Origin of the sequence: Segetibacter koreensis DSM 18137, assembly GCF_000374045.1 — a bacterium.
In the GTDB taxonomy this organism is placed as follows: Bacteria; Bacteroidota; Bacteroidia; order Chitinophagales; family Chitinophagaceae; genus Segetibacter; species Segetibacter koreensis.
The window spans coordinates 24600-49310 of the sequence record NZ_KB893320.1 but is presented as its reverse complement, the minus strand read 5'-3'; the positions used below and the strand labels follow the sequence as shown (position 1 = coordinate 49310).

28 protein-coding genes and 1 tRNA gene are annotated in these 24711 nt (G+C 34.3%); 13 read left to right on the top strand and 16 right to left on the bottom strand.

The annotated features are described in order from the left end of the window. Positions 1 to 44 precede the first annotated feature (44 nt). From hflX to B154_RS0108000, 3 genes are all read left to right on the top strand, one after another. Complete coding sequence (gene hflX, locus B154_RS0108010) at positions 45 to 1247, top strand: GTPase HflX (protein WP_018613237.1); 1203 nt, start codon at positions 45 to 47, stop codon at positions 1245 to 1247. Further along, on the top strand, positions 1237 to 1599 hold the full coding sequence (locus B154_RS0108005; protein ID WP_018613236.1) for a Rieske (2Fe-2S) protein: 363 nt from the start codon (positions 1237 to 1239) through the stop codon (positions 1597 to 1599). The genes hflX and B154_RS0108005 overlap by 11 nt, the downstream gene beginning before the upstream one ends. A 163-nt stretch (positions 1600 to 1762) precedes the next feature. Next, positions 1763 to 1836 (top strand) — tRNA-Asn (locus B154_RS0108000). A gap of 159 nt (positions 1837 to 1995) precedes the next feature. Here the strand turns inward: B154_RS0108000 and B154_RS0107995 are convergent. Both B154_RS0107995 and B154_RS32220 read right to left on the bottom strand, forming a co-directional pair. Next, positions 1996 to 2196: a DUF1737 domain-containing protein gene (locus B154_RS0107995; protein WP_018613234.1), complete on the bottom strand. Its 201-nt coding sequence runs from the start codon at positions 2194 to 2196 to the stop codon at positions 1996 to 1998. A 26-nt stretch (positions 2197 to 2222) separates the two neighbouring features. Further along, positions 2223 to 2396 carry a hypothetical protein gene (locus tag B154_RS32220; protein ID WP_018613232.1) on the bottom strand — a complete coding sequence of 58 codons (174 nt, stop codon included), beginning with the start codon at positions 2394 to 2396 and terminating at the stop codon, positions 2223 to 2225. Between the two features lie 81 nt (positions 2397 to 2477). On the opposite strand from B154_RS32220, the gene B154_RS32215 reads away from it, so the two are divergent. After that, positions 2478 to 2636 (top strand): hypothetical protein, encoded by a 159-nt coding sequence (locus B154_RS32215; protein WP_157580570.1) that lies wholly within the window; start codon positions 2478 to 2480, stop codon positions 2634 to 2636. A 196-nt stretch (positions 2637 to 2832) separates the two neighbouring features. Here the strand turns inward: B154_RS32215 and B154_RS0107980 are convergent, their stop codons facing one another. The 7 genes from B154_RS0107980 to B154_RS0107950 all read right to left on the bottom strand — a co-directional run bounded on the left by B154_RS0107980 (position 2833) and on the right by B154_RS0107950 (position 8007). Beyond that, positions 2833 to 3237: a hypothetical protein gene (locus B154_RS0107980; RefSeq protein ID WP_018613228.1), complete on the bottom strand. Its 405-nt coding sequence runs from the start codon at positions 3235 to 3237 to the stop codon at positions 2833 to 2835. 173 nt (positions 3238 to 3410) lie between these two features. Then, positions 3411 to 3698 (bottom strand): hypothetical protein, encoded by a 288-nt coding sequence (locus B154_RS0107975; RefSeq protein ID WP_018613226.1) that lies wholly within the window; start codon positions 3696 to 3698, stop codon positions 3411 to 3413. Between the two features lie 46 nt (positions 3699 to 3744). Then, on the bottom strand, positions 3745 to 3906 hold the full coding sequence (locus B154_RS32210) for a hypothetical protein (RefSeq protein ID WP_018613224.1): 162 nt from the start codon (positions 3904 to 3906) through the stop codon (positions 3745 to 3747). 320 nt (positions 3907 to 4226) lie between these two features. Then, the gene (locus B154_RS27980; RefSeq protein ID WP_018613223.1) at positions 4227 to 4676 is read right to left on the bottom strand and encodes an HNH endonuclease; all 450 of its coding nucleotides are present in this window, start codon (positions 4674 to 4676) and stop codon (positions 4227 to 4229) included. Positions 4677 to 4769: 93 nt separating this feature from the next. Then, positions 4770 to 7265 carry a type I restriction endonuclease subunit R gene (locus tag B154_RS0107960; RefSeq protein WP_018613221.1) on the bottom strand — a complete coding sequence of 832 codons (2496 nt, stop codon included), beginning with the start codon at positions 7263 to 7265 and terminating at the stop codon, positions 4770 to 4772. Continuing rightward, positions 7228 to 7638, bottom strand: coding sequence for a hypothetical protein (locus B154_RS0107955; RefSeq protein WP_018613219.1), 411 nt, complete (start codon positions 7636 to 7638; stop codon positions 7228 to 7230). The genes B154_RS0107960 and B154_RS0107955 overlap by 38 nt, the downstream gene beginning before the upstream one ends. Positions 7639 to 7707: 69 nt before the next feature. Continuing rightward, complete coding sequence (locus B154_RS0107950) at positions 7708 to 8007, bottom strand: hypothetical protein (RefSeq protein WP_157580567.1); 300 nt, start codon at positions 8005 to 8007, stop codon at positions 7708 to 7710. Positions 8008 to 8120: 113 nt separating this feature from the next. Between B154_RS0107950 and B154_RS0107945 the strand changes: the two genes are divergently transcribed. Both B154_RS0107945 and B154_RS0107940 read left to right on the top strand, forming a co-directional pair. Further along, complete coding sequence (locus B154_RS0107945) at positions 8121 to 8360, top strand: helix-turn-helix domain-containing protein (protein WP_026260044.1); 240 nt, start codon at positions 8121 to 8123, stop codon at positions 8358 to 8360. 90 nt (positions 8361 to 8450) lie between these two features. Beyond that, positions 8451 to 8882: a response regulator gene (locus B154_RS0107940; RefSeq protein ID WP_018613213.1), complete on the top strand. Its 432-nt coding sequence runs from the start codon at positions 8451 to 8453 to the stop codon at positions 8880 to 8882. Between the two features lie 31 nt (positions 8883 to 8913). Here B154_RS0107940 and B154_RS27975 read toward each other — a convergent pair whose 3' ends face one another. Then, positions 8914 to 9321 (bottom strand): response regulator, encoded by a 408-nt coding sequence (locus B154_RS27975; protein ID WP_018613211.1) that lies wholly within the window; start codon positions 9319 to 9321, stop codon positions 8914 to 8916. A gap of 699 nt (positions 9322 to 10020) precedes the next feature. Here B154_RS27975 and B154_RS33800 point away from each other — a divergent pair. Beyond that, positions 10021 to 10251, top strand: coding sequence for an antA/AntB antirepressor family protein (locus B154_RS33800; RefSeq protein ID WP_083934941.1), 231 nt, complete (start codon positions 10021 to 10023; stop codon positions 10249 to 10251). After that, complete coding sequence (locus B154_RS33795) at positions 10251 to 10382, top strand: antA/AntB antirepressor family protein (RefSeq protein ID WP_083934940.1); 132 nt, start codon at positions 10251 to 10253, stop codon at positions 10380 to 10382. Before B154_RS33800 ends, B154_RS33795 begins: the two co-directional genes overlap by 1 nt. 493 nt (positions 10383 to 10875) lie before the next feature. On the opposite strand, the gene B154_RS0107930 is transcribed toward B154_RS33795, so the two are convergent. Next, positions 10876 to 11121: a hypothetical protein gene (locus B154_RS0107930; RefSeq protein ID WP_018613209.1), complete on the bottom strand. Its 246-nt coding sequence runs from the start codon at positions 11119 to 11121 to the stop codon at positions 10876 to 10878. A gap of 180 nt (positions 11122 to 11301) precedes the next feature. Between B154_RS0107930 and B154_RS0107925 the strand changes: the two genes are divergently transcribed. From B154_RS0107925 to B154_RS27970, 4 genes are all read left to right on the top strand, one after another. After that, a complete protein-coding gene (locus B154_RS0107925; RefSeq protein WP_018613207.1) occupies positions 11302 to 11550 on the top strand; it encodes a hypothetical protein in 249 nt (82 codons plus the stop codon). Between the two features lie 189 nt (positions 11551 to 11739). Continuing rightward, positions 11740 to 12168, top strand: coding sequence for a response regulator (locus tag B154_RS0107920; RefSeq protein WP_018613205.1), 429 nt, complete (start codon positions 11740 to 11742; stop codon positions 12166 to 12168). A 685-nt stretch (positions 12169 to 12853) separates the two neighbouring features. After that, on the top strand, positions 12854 to 13372 hold the full coding sequence (locus B154_RS0107910) for a hypothetical protein (RefSeq protein WP_018613200.1): 519 nt from the start codon (positions 12854 to 12856) through the stop codon (positions 13370 to 13372). Positions 13373 to 13439: 67 nt separating this feature from the next. Further along, positions 13440 to 13703, top strand: a complete 264-nt coding sequence (locus tag B154_RS27970; protein WP_018613199.1) for a hypothetical protein — start codon at positions 13440 to 13442, stop codon at positions 13701 to 13703. Positions 13704 to 13746: 43 nt separating this feature from the next. Here the strand turns inward: B154_RS27970 and B154_RS0107900 are convergent, their stop codons facing one another. Together B154_RS0107900 and B154_RS0107895 are read right to left on the bottom strand one after the other, a co-directional pair. Next, on the bottom strand, positions 13747 to 14505 hold the full coding sequence (locus B154_RS0107900) for a GLPGLI family protein (RefSeq protein WP_018613197.1): 759 nt from the start codon (positions 14503 to 14505) through the stop codon (positions 13747 to 13749). A 5-nt stretch (positions 14506 to 14510) separates the two neighbouring features. Then, positions 14511 to 17303 (bottom strand): outer membrane beta-barrel protein, encoded by a 2793-nt coding sequence (locus tag B154_RS0107895; protein WP_018613195.1) that lies wholly within the window; start codon positions 17301 to 17303, stop codon positions 14511 to 14513. A 316-nt stretch (positions 17304 to 17619) separates the two neighbouring features. Here B154_RS0107895 and B154_RS0107890 point away from each other — a divergent pair, with 316 nt between their 5' ends. Continuing rightward, positions 17620 to 18633: a PDDEXK nuclease domain-containing protein gene (locus tag B154_RS0107890; protein ID WP_018613193.1), complete on the top strand. Its 1014-nt coding sequence runs from the start codon at positions 17620 to 17622 to the stop codon at positions 18631 to 18633. 182 nt (positions 18634 to 18815) lie between these two features. Here the strand turns inward: B154_RS0107890 and B154_RS0107885 are convergent, their stop codons facing one another. The 3 genes from B154_RS0107885 to B154_RS32965 form a co-directional block, all read right to left on the bottom strand. Next, the gene (locus tag B154_RS0107885) at positions 18816 to 20927 is read right to left on the bottom strand and encodes a P-loop NTPase fold protein (RefSeq protein WP_281166853.1); all 2112 of its coding nucleotides are present in this window, start codon (positions 20925 to 20927) and stop codon (positions 18816 to 18818) included. Between the two features lie 607 nt (positions 20928 to 21534). Next, positions 21535 to 23508, bottom strand: coding sequence for a type ISP restriction/modification enzyme (locus B154_RS32970; RefSeq protein WP_245542570.1), 1974 nt, complete (start codon positions 23506 to 23508; stop codon positions 21535 to 21537). A gap of 15 nt (positions 23509 to 23523) precedes the next feature. Beyond that, the gene (locus B154_RS32965; RefSeq protein WP_018613186.1) at positions 23524 to 24705 is read right to left on the bottom strand and encodes a hypothetical protein; all 1182 of its coding nucleotides are present in this window, start codon (positions 24703 to 24705) and stop codon (positions 23524 to 23526) included. Between the last annotated feature and the right edge of the window lie 6 nt (positions 24706 to 24711).

Sequence of the window (24711 nt, the reverse complement as noted above, 5' to 3'; positions counted from 1 at the left end):
CGGTGGCTTTTCTTTTTTAATATTATCTTTAAAAAAAGTAGCAATTGATCGATAAAAAAAATAAAATAGCCGAGGAGGAAAAAGCCATTCTTGTTGGTTTAGTAACTAAAGAACAAAATGAAGCACAGGTAAAAGAATACCTTGATGAGCTCGCTTTTTTAGCAGAGACCGCCGGTGCTATTGCCGTTAAAACGTTTTACCAAAAACTTTCTCATCCTGACAGTAAGACCTTTATTGGAAAAGGTAAGCTGGGTGAAATAAAAGATTACGTATGGGAAAAAGAGATACAGCTTGCCATATTTGATGACGAACTAACAGGATCGCAGATTTCCAACATTCAAAAAGAACTTGGGATAAAAACAATTGATCGGAGCGATCTTATTCTTGACATTTTTGCCAGTCGCGCCCGTACGGCACAAGCAAAAGTGCAGGTAGAGTTGGCGCAATACCAATACATTTTACCCCGCCTACGGGGAATGTGGAGTCACCTTGAAAGACAAGGAGGTGGTATTGGCTCAAGAGGACCCGGTGAAACGGAAATAGAAACTGACCGTCGTATTGTTAAGGACAAAATTAGTTTGCTTCGTAAACGACTTGTCGAGATAGATAAGCAAGCTTTCACGCAGAGAAAAGACCGTGGCGAATTTATTCGTGTTGCATTGGTTGGCTATACGAATGTAGGCAAAAGCACCATTATGAACATTTTAAGCAAGAGCGAAGTTTTTGCTGAAAATAAATTGTTTGCAACGCTTGACACTACCACCCGCAAGGTAGTGTATGAAAATACTCCTTTTTTGTTGAGTGATACTGTTGGTTTCATTAGAAAGCTTCCTCATCATCTTGTAGAAAGTTTTAAGAGCACGCTTGACGAAGTGAGAGAAGCTGATATTTTATTGCATGTTGTTGATATTTCTCATTCCCAGTACGAAGAGCAGATCGGAGTCGTAAATAAAACCCTGCAGGAGTTAGGAGCTTTCGAAAAGCCGATCCTCACCATTTTCAATAAGATGGATTTATACGAACAAAATACTTTTGATAAATGGCTTGAAGACGATGTGAAGCAGGAGATTTTAAGAGACCTGAAGAAAAAATGGGAAAACGTTACCCAAGGTAACTGTGTTTTTATTTCGGCAACTCAAAGAAAAAACATTGATGAATTGCGTGAAACGATTATGAGAAAAGTTAGAGAATTATACGAGATACGCTTTCCATATAAAACTGATTTTTTTTCTGGTAATGGGCAATAAAAATATTAAATGGTATAAAGTCGCTGATAATAAAAATGAGATTAACTGGCAGCAAAATAACTTAGCAGTTATAGAAGCAGGCGGCAAAAAAATAACTCTTGCAAAAATTGGGGATGAATTATTATTTGCCTGTGCCTATAAGTGTCCACATGCAAGTGGTATACTCGCAGATGGATTTATTGATGCAACAGGTAACATAGTTTGTCCTCTACATCGGTACAAGTTCAATCTTTTAACCGGACGAAATATTAGCGGCGAGGGTTATTATTTAAAGGTTTTTGCTGTAGAGGAAAGAGAGGCCGGTATATTTATAGGTTTTGAAGAGAGCAGTTGGCTTAATATATTTAAATGACGGGTATTTTTGATAAAACAGGGATAATTATATCCTTTTGTTAGAAATTAATTGGAATAATAAGCAGAAGTGTAGGAGATAGAATTTTTATTAAAAATAATTTTTGCTGGTATGTTTTATCCCCTATTTTTGCAACCCAATTCTGACATAAGAATTAAAAAATTCCTCCTTAGCTCAGTTGGTTAGAGCATCTGACTGTTAATCAGAGGGTCTCAGGTTCAAGTCCTGAAGGGGGAGCTTGAAAGACAAGGAGTTACAAGAAAAGTAGCTCCTTCTTATTTTTTGCTCCGACACATTTCCGACACATTGGACTTCTTTTTGATGTTGTCAAACATCCTTTATAGTCGCTATTGCGTTAGATACTTGTTAACCTTCAACTTTTAAAGAAGGCTCTAACTAATCTAATTCTTTTGCACCTATCATTGCTTTTGCCTTAACCATAGCCTGACAAAAAGTATAGGATTTTGTAGATTGCTGAAACATGACTGAAACTCCACCTTGCACTTCCCATCCATTATTAATGTTTTCATTTACATTTTGTTCAATTTCAATTACACTCTCTCCCGTTATGATTTTATATTGTGATAGTTTATTCATAATTTAAATTAATTAAAAATTTTACATCAGTTCACATCTTTACCCTTAACGAACATACTTCCCACCAACCGGATTGCTGCAAATCCAAATGCAAAATATGTGTACAAGTTATTGAAGTCAGTGGTGTTCGATGCTTTGCCATATTCATACCTGCTACTGCCATTGCAATCACGGTTGATAGAACCATAATGAATAACCACCCACAGGATAGGTTAAAGATAATTTTTAGAGTTATTATCATAGTTGGTAAATTTATAACCTTTACAGTAAATCCGGTTTGTATGACTTTATATGCATTTAAATCACTAACGGAAGATGAGCAAACTGAACTAATATGGAATGAAGGTGATTTTGTAGCTGATAGGCAGAAAGAAGATCATTGTATCTTATTGTATAGATATATGCTTTTTATGTTGAAGTTGCTTATTCAGCCAGCGTAAATAGATTTAAAATACAACGCTCCTTTAGTAGTACAGATCAGTTAGAGCCCTATTTGGAGCAGATTGATATTTCCGGATTAATGATGCATTAATAAAAACATCATGTAATACCTTGAGAGATAATAACAGGAATAGTTGCTAATCTTTAAACTTCAGCTTATCTACTATTTCTAACTCTTTCCATAGTTTAAGCTATTTACCCAAAATGAAGTTTACTCCCATATTCTGGAAGATGGTCTACAGCGATGGAAATATGCTCAGGTTTAATTAAATTCTTTTTCCTTTCATTCCAATCTTGGATTCTTTCAAAAACTTCTATTTCAGTTAGTTCAGGTTTTTCATTAATTATAGAATGTGTTGATGAGAGTATTTCTAATGAGAGAGGGGTTTCGAAGCCTTCAATTACTTTAAATAAATTTTCCAACCGTTGCTTCTGCTCTGAAGTCAAATTCGATTTTACATAAGTTTCAACCTCATCATACCTTTCATAATTCAATTCTAAGGGTTCAAATGCTCTGGCTTTCATTTGTTCCATTCCTTTTAAATATTTAGCTCGTCGATACTTAACAGCTTCTGATAAGATTTTGTAATTCCTGTCCATTTCCAGCTTTCAATTACTTTTTAACAGGATCTACGAGTTTCGCCTTTAAATTTTACAGTTGTTCCGTTGTTTCTTTATATACTTCCTTAGTTGGTCTAAATTTATCTTCAGTTTCTTTAACGTAATTTCATAATATCTTTTATTGCAGCTTCAGTTAAGTTCAATTGTTATTTTCATAGATATATTTTATAATCCGTTGCAGTTATTGTAATTGTTCCATAGTTTACATATCCTTCTAATTTGTTATGTCCTATCCGAAAATTATCATCTCTTAGTGGTAAGAAAGTTAGCATTCTACATTCAGCATCCTCCGATAAGCTTTTAATAAAACCTTCAGGCATGTGTAGGCCGTACGTTCCTGCATTGTATTGTGCTATCTCAAAAGCAATATGTTTTAATGCAGGAATATGTTCTTCATACTTGTTAGACCGAATGTTAATCGAAAAAAGCAATTGTTTCATATAAAAAAGGAAAATAAGAATTTATATTAGAGGCGTTTGTCAGAAATCAGAGGTTACTGATAGTTAAAATAATACCTACTACCGCAATAATTACTCCTATAACCCGAATTTCAGCACTATCAATTTTATGATTTATGTCAATTTTATCATTCTTCTTAAAAAGGCAATCTTTTAAATCATCCATGTTTTTCATGTTTGAATTTCTCATTCATATCACGATTAGGTTTTTTTAGATGTAGTGCTATAACGCAAGATTGTTTTATAATAATCAACTATTGACATTACCACTTCACAATATTAATTTTAAATGCCCAAAGTAAGCTAAATGAAAAGGCAATTTATTATAAACAAAAAGGAGTATCTTTTTCAGGGGAGCAGCTTATCCTGCAAGATTGGCTAAAAGCTTCCGCCATTATTAATTATAATAAAAATATATTAAGGAGGGATAAATTAAATCATGAAACTCCTTTTAATATTGTTATCATATCGCTTTAGAAAATTGATTTTCTCAAAGCTCCTCTGTAACTCCTAACCTTTATTTCTTGGGTTTCTTCTTCGTGCTTCTCTTATTTTTTCGCGTTCTATAAAGGTGCTACTCATTTGTTTTCCTAATGCAGTATCGTTTGCAATCTGTGTTCTTGCCCAAATACCTAACTTTAGAATCCACTGAAATTCTTCAGGTAAGTAATGCCATCTATAATTATTACAAGTTCTACAGGTGGGTAAAAAGTTGTCTGTTAAACTTGTTCCTCCACTCGAATGGGATTTAACATGATCTGCTTCAAATTTATCTACCAAAACATCCTTGCCACACACATGGCACTTACCTCCTGTTTTTGCATGTATTATTTTTCTCTCTTCTTTAGTCAATCTATATATTCTATCCTTCTTTACTTTCCCATGTTTTCTTAAAGCAGCAATTCTTTTTAGCTCTTGGTGAAAATGAATTGGATCATCAATAAAAGGTAACTCATTCATAAATTTGTTTCAAGAAAGTTTGCTTTTTAATATCCATAACGAACTCTTGCTGGTATAGGAGAGCGTTTAGGTTCTCTTTTACGCTGGTGAAATTTAAATAGCTGCACGTATAGAAGAAAAAACTTTGTTACGCATATAGGCTTTTACTACGTCTCCAAACTCCTTCTCATTAAGTATTTTGCTAAAAATATCCTGATTTTGATCCATCCTATCTATCAACTTTTCTATAAATCGTTCATCAAAACCATATTTAAAGTTATCTATTGTATTGTTTTGTGCCTGTTGTATTAATTTTTCATCCGCTACTAACTCCGCTTCAATTTGATCAAAGAACAATTGATCCCCTTCAGTAAAATCTGTAGCAAACCTGTCGTTCAATACCTCCACGATTTCTGAAAGCCTTGCTTTTTCTTCTTTATCCCTTTTCATTCCAGTTTCAGCAGCACCTTTTAATTCATTACCTCCATTTGCCTCTAAAACAATGCTTCCTTCTGCTATTTTTTGTAAACGGTAGTATTTCAAGGATACCTCATCAGTGAGCTTTAAACGCTCTGTAACGTCTTTCTTTGGTAGCTTGTCAAGAAGCAATCTTCCGTAAGCATAAAACTTCTCCAGTTCTACATCTTGAAAGGGAATAATTTGAGATAGGAAGGAATAAAGCCTTATCCACTGTGTTAACTGCCTTTTAAATTCCTCCTGTTTTTCTTCTTCTAACTGGTTATACCTCTGAACAGCAGGTTCTACTAATGAGTATAATCCTTTCTGATCTTTTTCAGTAGCATTTTTGTCAAAAAATATCTTGCATAAATTATCTATTTCACTAAACTGATAAACTTGGGTTGCATCCAGCTTGTGTTTTAAATCATATAAGAGATTGGGATCAGTAGTTTCTGATAGGGTAGTACTTTCATAATACGGTTGAAAGGAACTTAAAATTACCTCCCTGTCATTTGAAAAATCGAGGACAAAAGTATCCTCTTTCCCTGCTGCTGTCCGATTTAACCTTGATAGGGTTTGTACTGCCAGTACTCCTGATAGCTTTTTATCTACATACATGGTATGTAAAAGAGGTTGATCAAATCCTGTCTGGTATTTATTTGCTACTAATAATAATTGGTATTCCTCTGTACCAAATTTTTCTGGTAGTTCTTTTTCTTTAAAACCATTTAGCTCTACTTCTGTAACACCATCAGGATAAGCTGTATCTACTACCTTCCCTGAAAAAGCTACAAGTGGCTTAATATAACCATAACCTTTTTGCTGGATGTACTTTTTAAATTCAAGATAATAGCGTAAAGCATGTAATCTTGATGAGGTTACCACCATTGCTTTTGCTTTACCCCCTATTTTTTTCAGGGTTACTTGTCGGAAGTGTTCGACTATAATTTCTGTCTTTTGAGCAATATTATGAGGGTGAAGGGAAACAAACCTTCCAATAGCTATAGCTGCTTTCTTTTTATTCAGTTCAGGATCATCTTCAATTTGTTTGGATAATTTGAAGTACAGGCTATAAGTAGTATAATTTCTCAGCACATCTAAAATGAACTCTTCTTCTATAGCCTGTTTCATAGAATAAAGGTGAAAAGGAACTGGCTTTCCATCCGTATCAACTTCTCCGAATACTTCTAAAGTTTTAGCCTTTGGGGTAGCGGTAAATGCAAAAAAGGAAAGGTTAGTCTGCTTTCCCCTTGCATTCATGCTCTCCCTGACATAATCTTCTCCATTGTAATCCTCTGCTTCTTCTTCCTGTTCTGCTTCTTCTAACGTTTTCACAGCTAATATCTCTTTCATTTTCTTAGAAGCCTCTCCACCTTGTGAACTGTGAGCTTCATCTACAATAACTGCATATTTTCTATCCGGTAATACACCTACTTTATTAATAATAAAAGGAAATTTCTGAAGGGTAGTTATTATGATGTTTGTTCCTGATTCAATAGCTTTAGCCAATTGGTCTGAATCCCTATCAATTTTTTGAACAACTCCAGTTTTATGCTCAAACTGATAAATATTGTTCTGAAGCTGCTGATCCAGTACTTTTCTATCAGTAACGACAATAACAGAGTTAAACACCCTTTTATCCTCATCACTATGGAGGGAAGATAACCTGTAAGCCAACCAAGAGATACTATTACTTTTACCTGAACCTGCACTATGTTGAATTAAATAGTTTTTACCTGCACCTCTTTTTTTAGCATCTGTAGCTAATTTTCTCACAACATCCAACTGATGATAACGTGGAAAAACGATAGATTCTTTAGTATGCTTTTTACCTGTTGTTTTATCTTCTATTTCTTCGGATTGAACATGAATGAACTTGCCAATAATATCCATCCAACTATCTTTAGATAATACTTCTTTCCATAAGTATTCTGTTTTATATCCGAAAGGGTTAGGAGGATTACTTTTACCGTTATTAAAGCCTTTATTAAAGGGTAAGTATCTTGTACTTTCCTTATCCAGTTTAGTAGTCATATACACTTCATCAGCATCTACTGTAAAGTGTATTAGTGTTCTTTTTTTAAACTGGAAGATTAGTTCTCTTGGATCTCTGTCATAAATATACTGGTGCTTTCTTCTGGAGTATTTCAAATGCTTTTAATTGATCATCTGTAAAGGAAGATTGCTTTTGTGAAAGTAATTCAACTACGTTTACCTGAAGATCTATTCTGCCTCCGTTTAATTGTACCTTTTTTGTCAGGTATGCAGTGCATTCAATAATTTGTTCTGGTGCTAATTGGCTTCTTATTATAGCAGGAACTACTAAAGTGATACAGGTATCGGAAGTTTCCTCCTTCAAATTATCATAATAAAATCCTCGATAATTAATACCATTTCCTATAGCGTAAATACCCTTTATCCTGAATATTTTCTTTGTAACATGATTAGTAAGGGAATTTGTAAAAATATTTAATAAAGAAGATGGGTTAAGAAATAGTTCTATGTCTGATTGTGTTACTGCCATACTCTTTAAAATAAGTTAAAGGTCAAAAGTAAACACACCAATAATTAATTAAATCACATGTTATTGTGTTTAATTAATTTTTTTAAATGTTATCAAATCATTTACTTTCAGAGATCCGTCTGCCAAAGCTGTTAAGACTGTAGTAGTACCATTGCCTTCATCATATTCAATCCTATCCTTGTACTGCTTGCATTTTATTTTTTTTATTCCGGTCACTGAATTATTAGTTTCTACATCATTACCATCAATCTTAACAGTTACGTCATAAATCATTACATGAGCATGATATGTACCATCATGGTAGTGATTGCTGGAACAAGAGGTGAGGAGGAAAACGGTTAAACAAAAAGTGGTAAATTTTGATTTCATGTTGTGTGAGAATGTATAAATTAATTAATTATGACCCGCTCAAATATAATACACATACGTGTACGTGTGAAATAAATTATACGGAGATGATTATTTGTGGAAGCACAAATACAATGGCAAAATCACTTCATTCTCCAATAGAGCAGTATGTGATTGATGTAGTAAAAAAGAAGAGGATAGAGAAGGGATATTCACAAAAAGAACTGGCATACTTGCTGGAGAAATCAATTGGATTTATTGGTGATATTGAAAACCCTAATTACAGGGCAAAGTATAATTTAAATCATATTAACGAGCTTGCTAAGGTGTTTGATTGTTCACCAAGAGACTTTTTACCGGAAGTGCCGTTGTAAGCATTCCTTTTTTTGTTCATTTTATTTTTCTTGAAACTAAATTCATATTTTGGTTCTTTGAAATATCTTATTTGATCTAAGTAATCCAACATGCATAAAAATATACTTATAGCTGATGACGATATGGATGACATGGAGCTATACATGGAGGCTGTATTCTTATCTAAATTACCTGTAACCATTACGCCTGCTGGTACTTGTGATGAAATTTTGGAAGTTATCAAATTAATGGGAACACCTGATTTGGTGATTATTGATGGAAATATGCCTTTCAAAACTATTGATGAGTGCGTTTCTGCAATACGTTCTGCAAGAGAACTTAATGAAATTCCGTTGATAGTGCTGTCAGGTGCAACTATAAACGAAAATGTGAAAAACTATTATGATGCTGGAGTAAACTTATATTTGACTAAGCCTGACTCAATAGATGAAACTATAAATATCTTTAGCAGGTTATATAATGCAGACTGGAACAATAAACCAGTATTAACAGCAGAGGAGTTTTTTAACAAAAGTAGTTAGCTGAGTAAGATTACATCCTTTAATGAACTTTCTACTTTATAAAAGATGTTATCTTTCCGGCACATATTTGTTTACTAAGTTGATTTAATTCTTCCATACAGCGTGGTTTTATTACATAATAATCAGCTTCTAATAAATAACATGCTTCAATATCCTTTTTATTGGTTGAAGTGGAATACATCATTATCGGTACTGCTTTCATTAGTGGATTGCTTTTGATAACTTTTAAACACTCCTTACCATCCATGACAGGCATGTTAATATCAAGGATTATTAAATCGGGTGGAGTAGTTGTTTGCAAAATATCCAGTAAGTTAGAGCCATTATTTACAAGTATAAAATTCAAATCGGAACAAGTTTTTGTAAGAGATTCTTTCAGCATTTCTATATCTTCAGGATCATCATCTACAATCAAAATATGTTTAAATTTAGAAAGCACAGGATATTTTTTACTTTACAAGGCTGGTATTACCAAATAGTATTTGGATGAGGGATAAAAGTAATTTTTTATCCCTGCCATAACTATTAAAATTTTTTAATAATTGTGGTTACAAAAGGCAAAAGTGGGAGAGCAGAGGTTATCAAAATGGATGTTCCGTTTTCTACCTTGAAGTTTAACGGTGAAAGCTGCATTATCTGTCACATCAAAAAGCCTTCACAGTTAAGTAAAGGCTTCTGTTAGGAGGATTTTAAAAAACGGAGACTTTATTCCTCCCTTTAAGATGTTAACATTTTATAAATGGTTGCAATTGCTATAAAAAAAGAAAGCCGGATAGAAATCCAGCCTTCATGAAAAAGAAAAATTTTACTTACTTAAAAGTAATACCTTTTATATTAACATTATAAATAATTCATTAAATTAATTAGTTATAATTGAGTTCTGGATGTAAAATCAATTGATAAAAGAATAGGGAGCAGTACTTTACTCTTGTGGGGGTACAAGCTGGCAAGCACATAATTGCTCCCTAAATTATTTTTAATGTCTACACTTTGATTCTTCAAGAAAGGTATGGAACATAAATTGGAAATGCAATAGGGTTTTTAGTATGTTAAAAAGTTCTCCAGTAATTGTATAGATTCTACTACAATGATTTAAAAGTTTGTACAAACGCAAACAACACAACAGCAATTTCCAGCAATTATTGAAAGTAATGGTGAACCAGCAGTATCAGCAAAAGGTTTACATTCCTATTTAAAAAGTAAACAACAGTTTGGTAACTGGATTAATGATCGTATTGATAAGTATGGTTTTAGAGAAGGACAAGACTTTTTAATAAACTTATTAAAAAGTACCGGAGGCAGACCAAGTAAGGATTATGTACTTACAATGGATACTGCAAAAGAGATTTCAATGGTAGAAGCTATTTAATAAACTTATTAAATAGGGTTGATGGTAGGGGTGGAAAGAAAAGAACTAATTACATCCTTTCAATGGATTGTGCAAAACACATAGCTATGGTAGAGGACAGTGAAAAAGGTATGCAGGTAAGAGATTATTAATACGAAGCAGAATTAACCTTGTTATACCACAGAGAAAGGCCAACTAAACCTATTCCGACTCCCATTAGAAAACCATCTGCAAAATCAGGTAGTTTTATAAAATGCTTAATAAAAAATGTAGTTTCAAAAACCTGTAGAGGTTATTTATCTTTATTCTGCAACCAATTTTAAACCCTTAAATACCTAATATGTAAATGAAGTAAACAAAAAACCTCCTAAAAATAGAAGGTTTTTCCACGTGGGGGATATGATATTGGAAGACGGGTTTTTCTTAGGATAAATTTATTGCATCAATTTTTATACCAGCCGTTTATCAAAACTCATGCAGCTATTCCTAATTTCTTAATCTTGGTAATAGTGTTTATGTTAATATCCAACAACTTTGATATTTCTACAGCCTTATAACCTTTCTTCAAGTACTCAAGTGCTTTTGCATTTTTCTCTTTTTACAGAGTTTACCAAAGGTAATAACTGAATGTCCTTTCCCTAAACATTACCTGACTATCGCTTCAATAGCTCCTGCAATAGCTGTTAATAATTCCATATCAATTTTTTTACCTTCGACCTTTTCAGGATCTATAGTTGCCCTGTAATTTCTTTCTTCATCCGGTTCAAATAATACTTCATTACTATTTACATCAACTTGTATCTTGTAACTATATCTATACACTAATAGCTTAGCAGAAAATGTGACCTCCTTCCCTTTATAAGTTACAGACAAATTAAAAGTTTCATTCATTGCAAAGTTATCAAAGTACTTTTCCTTCCATCCACATTATATTCAATACCTATAATTGCCATTGTAAGCACCATAGACAGAATAAAAAGGAATGACCATACACAATATAGGTAAAAGATTATTTTTAGGTTTAGTGCCATCTGTGTTAAAATTATATATCTTTCTGCAAATCCGGATTCTATGACATTATACGAGTTTAAATCACTGCCAAAGAACCAACAAACTGAACTTGTATGGAGTGAAGGTGATTTTGTAGCGGATAGGCAAGAAGAGGATCATTGTATCTTACTTTATCAGCTATATTCTTTTTATGTGGAAGTGGCTCATGCTGGGAGTGAAAATAAATTTCAAGTTTGTCGTTCTTTCAGTAGTATAGACCAATTAGCACCTTATCTGAAGGAGATTGATATCTCCGGATTATTCATCTAAAAATAATAGGGATTTTAAAGGTATTGTGAAATCGACCTAATCATTGATAACAATAACATCAAAAAAAATAATAGTTGAAAGCCTCTGATAAAAAATAGTTGCTGCTAAGCCTACGACTGCTGTTTTAAAGAATATAGGGGAACTGTTTTTGCATCAGTATTTGAGGTTTGATAAGACAGCCCGAACATTATGAACACGCAGCCGATATTAATCATAGATGATGATTTAGATGATAAGGAATTTATTCAGGAGGTATGGAAAGAGTTGCCGTACTTAAATGAACTGATGTTTTTTACACATCCTCAAGATGTGCTAATATTGTTGAAAGATGAGCAAATTATCCCATTTTTAATTATTAGTGATATAAATCTCCCCACAATGAGTGGATTTGAATTTAAAAGGAAGTTGCTGGGGGATACCGCCCTAAATTACAAAAGTATTCCTTTTGTGTTCTTTTCCGGTGTTGCATCGAATGAACAAATCCAAAAGTCTTATGAGTTAGGGAGTAACGGTTTTTTTGTTAAAAACGGAAGCATTGCAGAACTGAAGGAAACATTCATAACAATAGTTGAATATTGGCAGAAAAGTAAAGTACCGCAATTACGGAAAGTAGAATAAATACGAATAATCTTTTTACTTAATTAATAGGATTGGTATTTACCAGAAAAAATTGTTACAGAACTTTATATAAGGCTTGATGGGAACTCTTTAAGGCAGAAATTAACGGAATTGTAAAAGTGTCGCAAAAATTGTTTCATAGTAAATTAATAAGTTCTATTAAAATAAACCTATATTTATATAAAATTAGGGAGCAATACTTAACAATTTGTCGGGGGGTCAAGTTGCCAAGCATCTCGTTGCTCCCTGATTATTTCAATGTCTACACTTTGATTCTCAAGAAAGGTATGGAACATAAATTGGAAATGCAATAGGGTTTTTAGTATGTTAAAAAGTTGAATTTTCTTGAAACACTTAATGTCAGGAAAAATACAATTACTTTTCCGCGTATATTTTTAACCGAACTCTAATTGGTTTTCAAAAATCATTTATAGCTTTTACGGCTGGTGGTATTGCCGGAAAAAAATATATTTTCGTTTTAAGCCAGATGCAACCATATGTAAACCGGGCGATAACTTTCAGGTAACGGTAGTAACAGAGCAATTTGTCATTGCATATAAAATGACTTTAGGCAATAATAATTCAGGAGAGACTACAGTTATTACTATCAATCCAAATGAAGCAGTACAAACTAATAACTACAATAAAGTAGGAAAGGAGGATTTTGCAGATTAAGACCTCATTAATGTACATAGAAAGCCTTGAAGGCGGGAAGAATGCTAAGATAGTTCTTGCATTTGATCAGGACAAAGAGGGTGCTAAATACGATCTGCGGTTTTTAATAGAGAACAATAAAGACCTATTTCCGGCAGCCTCAGTGCGTATGTCTAAAGCTTTCCTTAATGTTGAGATTCCGTTACTGTCAAAAGAGGTCGAAAGCGCAGCTAAAAGTATTGAGGCGGGATTAGAGCGTTATAATAAACCATATGAGGAACAGGCAAAGGGAGTCGAAAACGCAGAGAAAAAAAACGATATGATTCTGTTTCAACAATCCCAAGCAAATAGTATTGTCAATATTAGAATTCCCAACTCTTATCAAGCGATTTCATTTTTTAATAGTGAACTTTTAACCGTTTTAAACATTCATCATAAGTTCAAATTGGAGAAGGCACAAAACAAAGACTTTAATAATGATTTGAATTTAAAGAACAAAGGCCAGCAAAGTGAAAATAAAAAGGCGGTTTATCATCGCAGAAAAATATAAGCCATTTTCTTTTCACTTTTGTTATTGGTTGTAGTTTTGCCTCACGTTAAGTGGTAAACCAGCTCTTATGACCTTATACGAGTTTAATTTGTTAGACAACAACCAGCTTAAAGCAGAGGCTGTATGGGAGCATGGAGTTTGTATTGCAACCCGCGAATCTCCTTTACACTCTGATGTTACAATACTTTTATACCAGCTCCCTAAGTTTTACGTAGAGGTATTTTATCAAAAAAAACGTAATGAGATATTGAGGCTCTTGTCTTTTTCTTCTGTAGATAATCTGGAGCCTTATCTTTTAAGTATTTGTATTGATAAAGCGTTTTTGCAATAGTTCGTAATTGTTATGGTAGAAGTATAAATGAGTACCTAAAATATCAAATCATTATAGTCCAAGTATACCGTTGCCCGTATTTACCCCATTGTTTAAGAGAATTTTGTAAGGTAGTTTTAAGGGAACTTACATTTGTTTTTTTGCCTTTTTTTGGTGGAAGGATTACGTTAGTGTTCGGCTCTGTCACTTCGAGCTTGGTTGCAAACCATGTAGTATGCATACGGGGAATCGCGATTCCCAGTATCATACCCGGTAAACCTGCAAAAGACTCAGGTCCTCCGCGGGGAACAATCTGATCGGTATAAAAAGCAAACACATAAACAGAATCCATGATGGTAGTGGTTGCTTTACGACACTCAAAACCCGCAATTGTCCTTTTGTCTGAAGTAATTTTCCATTGAGCATTTCTGAGGCTGTCCTGAATATTGTAAGTAGTTTCAAAGACACTTTTTTGGCTGCTGAAAGTATTAGACGAAAGATCAGAATAAACAATATTATCTTCTGCAGGGCCTTGCATCCATTCCGGCACTTTCTTAACTGTTTCTACAACCCGTCCAGGTTGATATAGTGTTTTATTCCCATCAAAATATAAATTAAAATAAGAGGTCTTGTATTCAGGGAGTTCTTTTTTTAAGGCCTCAATTATACTTGAATTGCCATCTTCGTCATCTTGTTCCAATCGTTTATACAAGTTAGTCGTGCGTTCAAATTCTATTTTCCCTTTATCAATAAATTCTTGTTGTTGTGCGTTTACACTCAGTCGAAAAAATAAAAAAGTAATGATAAAATAAGTTATTTTCATACAGTTTAATTAGAAGGTGAAACACCGCCGGGTGTTTTGGAAAAATTCCATGTAAAGTTTATTTGGAAAAATCTTCTTAGCGTCGTGTAGGAATTTTCGGTGACAACGTTTGATCCGATATACCGGGAAAAACCTTTATTCTGATCAAGCAGGTCGTTGCCTCTCAGACTGATAAGTCCTTTATCGTTTTTGAAAAGCTTTCTTCCGATATAAGCGTTCCAGACAATAACGTTATTATTTCTATCAAAAGCGCTTGTCTTTTGTCTAAATTCTGCATTAACGTTGGTGTTAAATTCAAACTTCCAGGGAAGAGTGTAGTTTAGATAGAACTCTTCAGTGTGTGTGAAGTACTTTGTCTTCACATCTTGCCTTATAGAAGATCTGGAATGATTATAAGCCACATTCGCGCTCAAAAAAACAGTAAACTTTTTCTCTTTGTATTTGCTTAATCCTAAGCGCATTTCATAGCTTTCATTGTTTGTAACATTGTTTAAATTATTTACAATATTATTAGACCTGTTTATGTTTATACCCAAGCCTGGACTAATACGTATATCAGGCTTTGTCCATTTAAAGGAAAAGCCTCCGCCTCCATAGCCATTATAATTTCCGTTTACATTCACATACTGATATATTGTCTTTCCTATGCTATCTCCTGACGTCGCCGTATATTGATTAGAAGATATGGCATTCCTTATTGTATTGAAATTAAAATAGGTATAGATATTTTGCTGCGACAGCACCTTGTAAGAGTTATAACCTAAATTAAAACTCTGCCTGAACTGCTGCTTAAGATTAGGATTTCCGACGAAAATGTTAAGTGTATTACTGTTGTCTCTTACGGGTTGTATTTGCTGTATGGTTGGTTGTTGAGTATTGCCATTATAGGAAAAATTGAAGTTGCTATTGCTGTTGAACTTGTAAGTAAAGGTTGATTTAGGAAAAAGATTGGTATAGCTGTAAGTGGATAAGGTGTCTTTGAAAATGTCCTTTTGCCTATAGTTAGTTTGAGCAATATCACTTCCGAGACTGACATTAACTTTCTTACTATTATATCTCCACCCCATTCCGCCACTGTTAGTAACTATATGATAATTGTAATTGTTACTGAAAGTATCATTTAAAGCGTCATATTTGCCATCGCCCGTGTTATCATAGGATAATTTTTTCGAATCGCTGTTATTTACTCCCAAGCCATAATTTAATTCAACAAAAACATTTTTAACAACCGGTTCTGTATATACAAGCCTGGAAGAAACACTTCGGGTTGTCAGATCATACAGCTTCATTTGATCTATCCGGCTTGTATTGATAATCTGATCATTTGTTCCGTAGAAATCATTAATTGAATTAAGAAAACCATTTGTATTGGTTTGAAGATATTCCTGGGTGAAGTTTAACGACAATGTTCTTCCTATTTTCCTAAAGCGCTTTCTAAAGACAAAGTTGCTGTTCAAGCTGCTATTGTCGCCGTTGGTTGCGATAGATCTGGAGCTGCTGTTTACCCGGCTGCCTGCCTTGTCTATGGATTGAGCAACATAATTGCTAATAGAACTTTCAGTTCCCTTGTATGCGTTAGCTTTTATTTTAATTGAAGTAAAGCTGTCCAACTGCACTTCGTAAGTGCCGTTTACAGAATTTCTTTGCCTGCTGCTATTAAAGGTATTATTGTCGCGTTGATAGAAGACGGTGTCCGGAAGAATAAATTGAGAGTAAGTATTCGCCCCTCCTTGCGTTAAGAGTTTGTTGTACCGGTAGTTGCCATTTACGATTTGTTTATCGTTGTTAAACTTGTTACTGTAGTTTAAACCGGTGCTCCAACTCTTTGGTATACCCTGTCCAGAAAAATTAGATTGACTAAATTCATCATTGCCCCCGCTGTTTAAATATAAACCACCGTCGTCGCTCGTTTGCAAATCTATGCCTTCGCCAAACTTTTCCTGCTCGCCCCAATCGAGCCCTGTTTTACCGGTGCTGCTCATAATGCCATACACGGAGAATTTTCTTTTTGCCCTAAAGGAATTTAGCATTAATGTATTATTCCATTTATCATTTAAACCGCCGGCCAATTCCAATTTTCCGAAATATCCTTTCTTTTTATCATCCTTCATCGTCAGATTAATGGTCTTTGTTTTTTTGCCATCATCAATGCCGGAAAAAACAGCCTGGTCACTTTTTTTATCAAAAACCTGAACTTTATTTATTGCATCTGCAGGGAGGTTTTTAGTAGCCATTGTAGGATCATTTCCAAAAAATTCTTCCCCATCAACAAGTACTTTTTTGACCTCCTCTCCCTGTGCGGTAATTTTACCATCTTTGTCAACCTGCAATCCTGGTAGTTTGCGCAACATTTCTTCTACAGAGGCTCCTTCACGCACTTTAAAACTATCGGCAGTATATTCCGTCGTATCTCCCTTTATTCTTATGGCCGCAACTTTAGATTTTACTAAAACGTCCTGCAGAATTTTCGATTTGAGCGTAAGCATTATCCTCCCCAATAACTTGTTCTCATTTGCTTTTACACTTATTGTATCTATGTAATCTGCATAGGAAGGATAGCTGAAAAGAATAATATACTTTCCTTCATTTACATTTCTAAGACTGAAATTTCCCTTGCTATCGCTTCTTTCAAAATTAACTAGAACAGAATCCTTATCTCTTAGGAGGGAAATACCGGTACGGGGAAGTGTTTGCTTATTTATGGTATCTTCTATTGAACCGCTAATTGTTGTGTGTTGTGCGAAGGTGACTAAAGAAAATAAAATGCACGTGATAACGAGGGTAGCAAGTCTTTGCAAGGTATTTCGGTTTTATAATTTAATTATTGACTAACGTAAATAATTCATAAAGACCTTAATTACCTTCCAATTTTCACTTATTTCCTTTCAAAGACTATTTTAACACCTCACAGGCAGTTAACTCTTTTACCAGTATTTATGAGATTGCTAATATCCTATCAAAATATTTAAAAATGCGCGTATAAATACGCGAAAAGCCTTAAAATAAGTCTCGCAACAAACAATTAACAAACTGTTTTATTTTAATTTTTAGGTATATGCGATTCGTTAGTTTAGCTAACTGGTAGCACTCGATAAATACTTTTATTTTTGGTCTATGGTAGAAGTGTATCCTAAAATTTTAGAAGGCATTAAAATTGAAATTCGGCAGGCTAGACTAAAGGCTGCTTTGAGTGCAAATGCACACCTGCTTTCTTTGTATTGGCAAATAGGTAACACTATACTAGAACAACAACAGCAGGCCAATTGGGGTGATAAACTAACAGAACGGCTGTCAGATGATTTGAGGCGCGAATTTCCTGATATGAAAGGATTCTCGCACCGGAACATAAAATATATGCGGCAGTTTGCTTCGACCTACCCATCCTTTCAAATTGGGCAACCGGTCGTTGCCCAATTACCATGGGCGCATCACGTAGTGATATTAGATAAGGTTAAAGACGAAAATCAAAGGCTTTTTTATATGAAAAAAGCCATTGAAAATGGCTGGTCAAGAGATATTCTTAGCCTGCAGATCAAAAGCAGTTTGCATATAAGGCAAGGTAACGTAATCACAAATTTTGAAGCTACTTTGCCCTCACCACAATCTGATCTAGCCCGACAGGTATTTAAAGATCCTTATATTTTTGATTTCCTGACGATGGCTGATGATTACCAGGAAAAAGACATCGAGAGGAGCCTGATAGAACACATAACTAAATTTCTTGTAGAGCTAGGAGCTGGATTTGCATACGTAGGAAAGCAATATCACATCGAAGTGGGGCAAAAAGATTATTACTTGGATCTTTTATTTTACCATTTGAAGCTACGTGCCTTCATTGTAATAGAACTCAAGAAAGGTGAATTTAAACCCGAGTATGCCGGCAAGCTTAATTTTTATCTTTCTGTAGTAGATGACATGCTAAGGCACCCAAATGACCAGGCAACGATTGGGTTACTGATATGCCAGGACAAAAACAAAATAGTAGCGGAATATGCTTTGAAGGATATAAATAAGCCTATAGGAATATCTGAATATCAACTGACACACGCAATTCCTGAAGATTTGAAAGGTAGCCTTCCTACCATAGAAGAATTGGAGCAGGAATTGGAGCAGGATGTGGATGAATAAAGAATAAGTAATCAAGTTCTTTAATGTTTGCTCAGCATATAAAATGTTACTTTAAAATACTTTTTTCGTACTTATCTTAAATTCACTCATTAGCAGGGAAGGATAAGCTCCCAGAATTTTAGTGACATTTTAGTAGAGAAATATGGAATTCGAACGAAAGGTGCCTCCTAGGTAGCAAAAATTTATTCTGTGAAAGGTTCCTTTACAGGTATCACCTTAAAAAAACTCAATGGCACCCCAGCTTGTTTATGCTCATTATTTGTTGTTAGCAAATCATATGAACATAGAAACTCTTCTTTATACTTAGACGGTTTATGACTTCTCCGAAGTAACCAGATAAAAATTTCATCTCGGTTAAATAAGTTTTGAATATTTGAATTAAGGAAATACGTTTCATTGAAAGGCGAGTCTTGTCGGATAGTAATACGAATAAAGTTGTCTATATCCTTTTCAAGGATAAATTTCCTCAACAACGGCTTTGCCGCTTCAATTATTGTATAACTAACCGTGTATGTATAATCAACATTTTGCACTTCGCGTCTTTCTTCACAACGCAAGTAATGATGCCATAATCCAATTGATAATTTATCACTTTTGTTCAGAGCATTTATGAAATTTGTAAGTAATATTTCACTTATTTCCTCCTGCACCATTATTGTTTGAATGTAATAATAGTTTTCGTGCAATAGAGAGCTCACAAATTCATTAGTGTATGTGTAGTGATTATTATTTGTTATAAACAGTTTGTTGAGAAAATTCTTGTAATCGTCGGTACTATTGTAAAACTTTAAAACTTTTTTGCCTCCTAACAATTCAGCTAACTTTTGTCCTTCATACCTAATAGAATCAAATCCATAATTTTTTATTTTATCGGGATGAGGCAAGTTAGCAAAGTAAAAAATAGTCTTTATAATCTTTTCAAAATCATCTTTATTATCAAAGTCTTTTATCTCCTGAAACCGTTCAGATATTTCTATCAATAAGTCTTCGTTTTTTGCTAGTTCTGCTATCTCACTGCTAAACTCACTAAAAGGTAATTGCCGAATTTTACTGAAATGAATTTCTGACAGCTTACCTTCAATTCCTAGAATAAAATATCTGTCATACATTGACGGTCTTGTAACTGATAAATGTGAATTCATAACTTTATTTGCTCCTTGAGATATACCATTTGGTCGAGGAAATAAAGCATTATATGCACTTACTATGGAAAGAATATCTGCATTAGATAATTTATAAACTGTTCTGTGGTTTTTTAGATATTCTTCTAACCTGAAAATTCTTGTATCAATTAGATTTTCATCTTTTATGAGGCTTAATGAATAGGAGTAGGCATCAATAATATTGTTATTTCTTGTGGCTTCTGTTGTAAAGAAAGTAGCAGAATTTTTGTAAACTTGAGCAAATATTTCTGGATGTTTAAACCTAATGAATTCTAAATTATAAAAATCATGAAAGCATATTTCCTCTTTTACAAATTCATAAGACAACTTTAAAGAGTTTACAAACCGTATTACGTCTCGAAGATTAAATACAAATTGTGACCCCAAGTTAATTTTGGTTTGATTAAATGGTAGTAAGTCCGCGTCAAGAATTTCCTGGTAAGCTTTTTTACTTTCACTACTTAAAAAACCATCGAACTCATTAGTAATTGCATCCTGCAAAACTTTATCTTTAATGGGTGGCAGTATAAACTCTACTTGAAAAATCTTCTCTAGGAATACATGCGACTGGTAGGAATTGATGTCTTCAATAGCATTTAAAATGTAATTTCTGTCATAGGCGACAATAAAGAAAGTGTTTGAAAAATTTGCTGTGTTCCTTATTAGTCTCAGAACTTCGTAAATTTCGTGTTTATCCAATCGATCAATATCATCAATAAGAATTATAATCTTTTTATTAATTTTTTTTATTTCTTTATTGATTGAATCATATTGCTTTTCAATACTTGGATTAGAAAAAAACATCTCCGTTAAGTTCTTTACTCGATTGAAATTTTCATTTGTTGTGCCTTTTAATAGGGTATCAATATAATTTTGAATTTCACTGCCAATATTCAAACTATAACGTTTTAATTTCTCCTTTAAAACGTTAAAAAGGATTTCAATTATTTGGCTTGTGTTACTACATTTCCAAACATTAAGATCAATAACGATAAAATCAGGATTAGCAAATTCCAATTTTAACGTATTTAGGAATGTGGTTTTCCCGTTTCCCCAGGCGGCGACAATACCAATAGGAAACGAGCTCTCCTTTGAGCTTGTATTCTTTATTTTGATTGCTATTTCTTCTATGAATTTATAGCGACGAAGTATGTCTGCATTTTTATCGATGACAATAGGCTTGTCGGTAGTACATCCATTTATATTTGAATTAACTGAATCTTTTGTTTTTTTATGGGAAAGATAATTACTGCATAAAACAATAAAGGGAGTAATACTAAATAAGTCTAGAAGTTTGAGTTTATCATAAAAGCTAAATGGAGTAAAAAAAATGCACTATTGTATTTTCTGTAAAAGACGTAAATGCATCCGTACGTGAGGGTGATACAAGACCACTTAAAAGGAATAATTACACCATTTAATGTTCTGGGAAGTATTTGTTTTAATGTAATTAAAAACAATATAAAGATAGCAATATCATAAGACCAATTTGCCGGATAAATCTTAGAGAAAACAGGATTGATTAAAAAAGTTGTTAAGAATGATTCTATCGGTTTTTTAAATATAACAAACAAACAGACCGGCAAGATAAAATACAATATAAGAAGTTTAAATTGATCTTTTATGATCTTCATTTAGTTAGCTTTTTTACTTGAATAGTTGATGTTTCTGCAGTATTGCTCTGACTTGAAAAAATTCAAGGGGTGGTAATTAAGACATGGCCAAGGAATCCTGGCATTCACTCCACACCCACCTTATCGATCTCCCTCATCAACCTCTCTGTTTCTGCCAAAGCAACAATGATCTTTTGATAGTGCAGAATGTCGTCGAACTCTAATTTGCGGTCTTTCCGGTCTTTGAGCCATTTTTGTGCGGGCTGGTAGCCGCCTATATAGAAGTTCCAGGCTAGCTCGGGTACGTTGGCGAAATACTGAATTTCGTTGATGTACACTTTGCCGTCCTGGTATTTTACTTTGCGCACAGTATTGTCTCCGTCTATCGGGTATTGTGTTATGTATTGCTCTACTACCGGGCTTTCGAGCAGATGTATTTGCCTGATCTCTCCGCCTAATTTTACCAGTTGCCAAAAGGTAGTTGCATCTTTTGGGTACGGCACTCTTGGAAAGTCTATTTTAAAAAATTCCTTGTACTTTTCTCTATAGGCAGGGCTATGCAGGACAGCATAGATGTAGTCTAAAATGTCGATCGGTGCAAATGTGTTGGGCGTTGTCTCTTTTTCGTTAGTGAATGTTAAACTTACACTATCGCCAATCAATTCAACTATTGAAACATCTAAATTCGGTATTCTTGCAGTTGCTTTATAAAGTGGCGTATTTGGATAGACATAAAGAGGTAAAACATAACCTGTCTCTTTAGTTTGTGAAGATAAAGAACAAATGTCTGAGATATGTTTTGTAACAAAGACATGCTGAAAATCAAAAGTGCTTTGCTGTCGGCACGTCAGCAATCCAATGTTATTTTTATTAATTAGATGATACATCCGTTTTGAACCCGGAGTACCAATAAAACCGCGAGTTGTCCCAGTATAATATGTATATCGTTCATCAAAAGGCCTATAAAGATTAAGGACATAAAAATTATCATTATTATTTTGAAGTACGTCTTTTTTTGCGTTTAGAACTTTCCAATCACGCGTGTCCTTTACGTGATATTTGCTTTTGATTTCCCCTTCCGATAAATTTCGGAAATCATTAATTACATTAACCATCTCACTACGTGTAAATTGCTTGCAAATGTCGTCCCTTTCATTTTTTACTCCACTACCATTTTCAAGAAAAATATCAGACAGAGAAAATGAAACATTGTATATTTTATCACCTGAAAAATCTTTAGGCACAAAAAAGAAATTAGGCTCTTTAATATCTATTTTGTTCCAATTTATAGAATTCAGGGTGTTTTCACTAAGCGTATGATATTTGTCAAGTCTTCGTCCATAAAAATCAAAATGATTTACTTCCGTCAACCTTCCCTTTTTATTTAAATCACTTCTTATAAAAATATTGATACTTACCCCCTGTTGTATATCAAAAACATTCTCATCTTTACTTCCATCTACAGCAGCTTCATTCTTTTTTGCACTGCCATGCAAGTCTAAAATATAAATCTTATCAAAGCTTTCTAATAAATGTTTTCTCATCTGTCGATGAGTAATGCCATCAATAAAACTGTTATTAGAAATGTAAGCTAAAATACCACTGCCATTTTTATCAATAAAATGCTGCCCGTACCGAATGAACTTTATATAATCATCATCCAAATTTATCTTTCGTTCATTCAAATCCTTTTTATAATCATCTATTAATTTTCCAATCCAGGTTTTCTTTCCTTCACTATCTATGCTTTTATTACTACTGCTAACAGCGTATGGTGGATTCCCAATTACACACATCACTGGCGTATCTCTTATTATCCGGTTCGCCTCATTCGCTTCGGTACTCAACCAGTTGGCAAACAGCGTTCCTGTATCAGGGTGACTTTCTTCGAGACTGTTGGTAAGAAACACTTTAAAGCGCTGGTCTTTTGTTGGCTTGTAGCCTGTCTCTGTTAATAGCAAATCGAGTTGCAAATGAGCCATTGCATAACTTGCCATTAAAAGTTCGAAACCGTTGAGGCGAGGGAGTAAATGTCTTTTTACATAATTGCTCCAAATGCCTTGCTGCCCGGCAAACTTCTTATGTATTTGCTTTATCACTTCTGCCAAAAAGGTTCATGTGCCTGTAGCTGGGTCAAGTATCTGTACGCGGTGTACTTCTTCTTCTACGGTTTTAATGTTTTGTTTGTACCGTTTATCGGTCGCCTGAAGGTTTACTTTTATTTTGGTTTTGCTGGTATCTGCAAGACCTTGCGGCAGGTTAAATTCTGTTTTTAAAATATCATCAACGGCACGAACAATAAAGTTTACCACAGGGGCAGGTGTATACCAAACCCCACGGGCTTTACGCAATTGCGGGTCGTACTCACTTAAAAAGGTTTCATAAAAATGAATGATAGGATCTTCCGTTTTGGTGGTCTTGCCATAATTCTTCAAAATCTCTTCTACGTTACATGCGAGAAAGATTTCAACAAGGCTATCCACGATCCATTTGATACGGTCGTCAATATCGTGGCCTGCAATGTAGCCAAACAGTTTCCGTAAAAAGGGATTGGATTTTGGTATCAGTTCTGCCGCTTCCTGCCTGCTGAATGTGGGCAGAGTAGGATCGTGAAGACGAGCAGCAAACATACCATATGCAATCGTTTGGGCATATACATCTGCAAAACCTTTGGCGGTAATGTCGTGTATGAGAATGTCTTTAAAAGCAAGCATCTGATCCCTAAGACTGCTGTCTTCCTCGTTAGCCTGATCGCTGCTTAATGCCTTTTCTATCACTTCAGATAGCAGGCGTGCTTTTCCGGCCATCATCTCAGCCAGTTTTTTTGGGCTTTTAATGGTTTGTCCAATATGGGTGCAAAAATCTTTTACCAGGTTGGTAAAAGAGGCAAAGTTGGCCGGAACAGGAACAATCGAACCATTCTGTATTTCGCCAATCGCTATTTTGGTAACAAATTGTCCATCCCTATACAGGTGAAAGTGTAAATAGTCGGTAAAAATGAGGTTACTCAAAGATGCTTTATAGCGGTCGAACTGCTCTTTGTTTCCTGTTTTCTTTGCGCCGTCAAGATCTTTATCCCCAATATCTTTTGCTTCAATAAAGCCCAGTGGAATATCATTTTTTGTAATGATGTAATCGGGAGCGCCGCAGGTTTGTCTTTTAGGTTCGTTGGTTGCTCTTATTTCAGGAACAAGGCTTTCTATCAGTTGCTGAAGGTCGCCACGAAAGGTATGTTCAGTTGCATTGCCCAGTCTATACCTTTTATTTAGGCTAGCGATGTATTGGTCTAACGTCATTAGGTG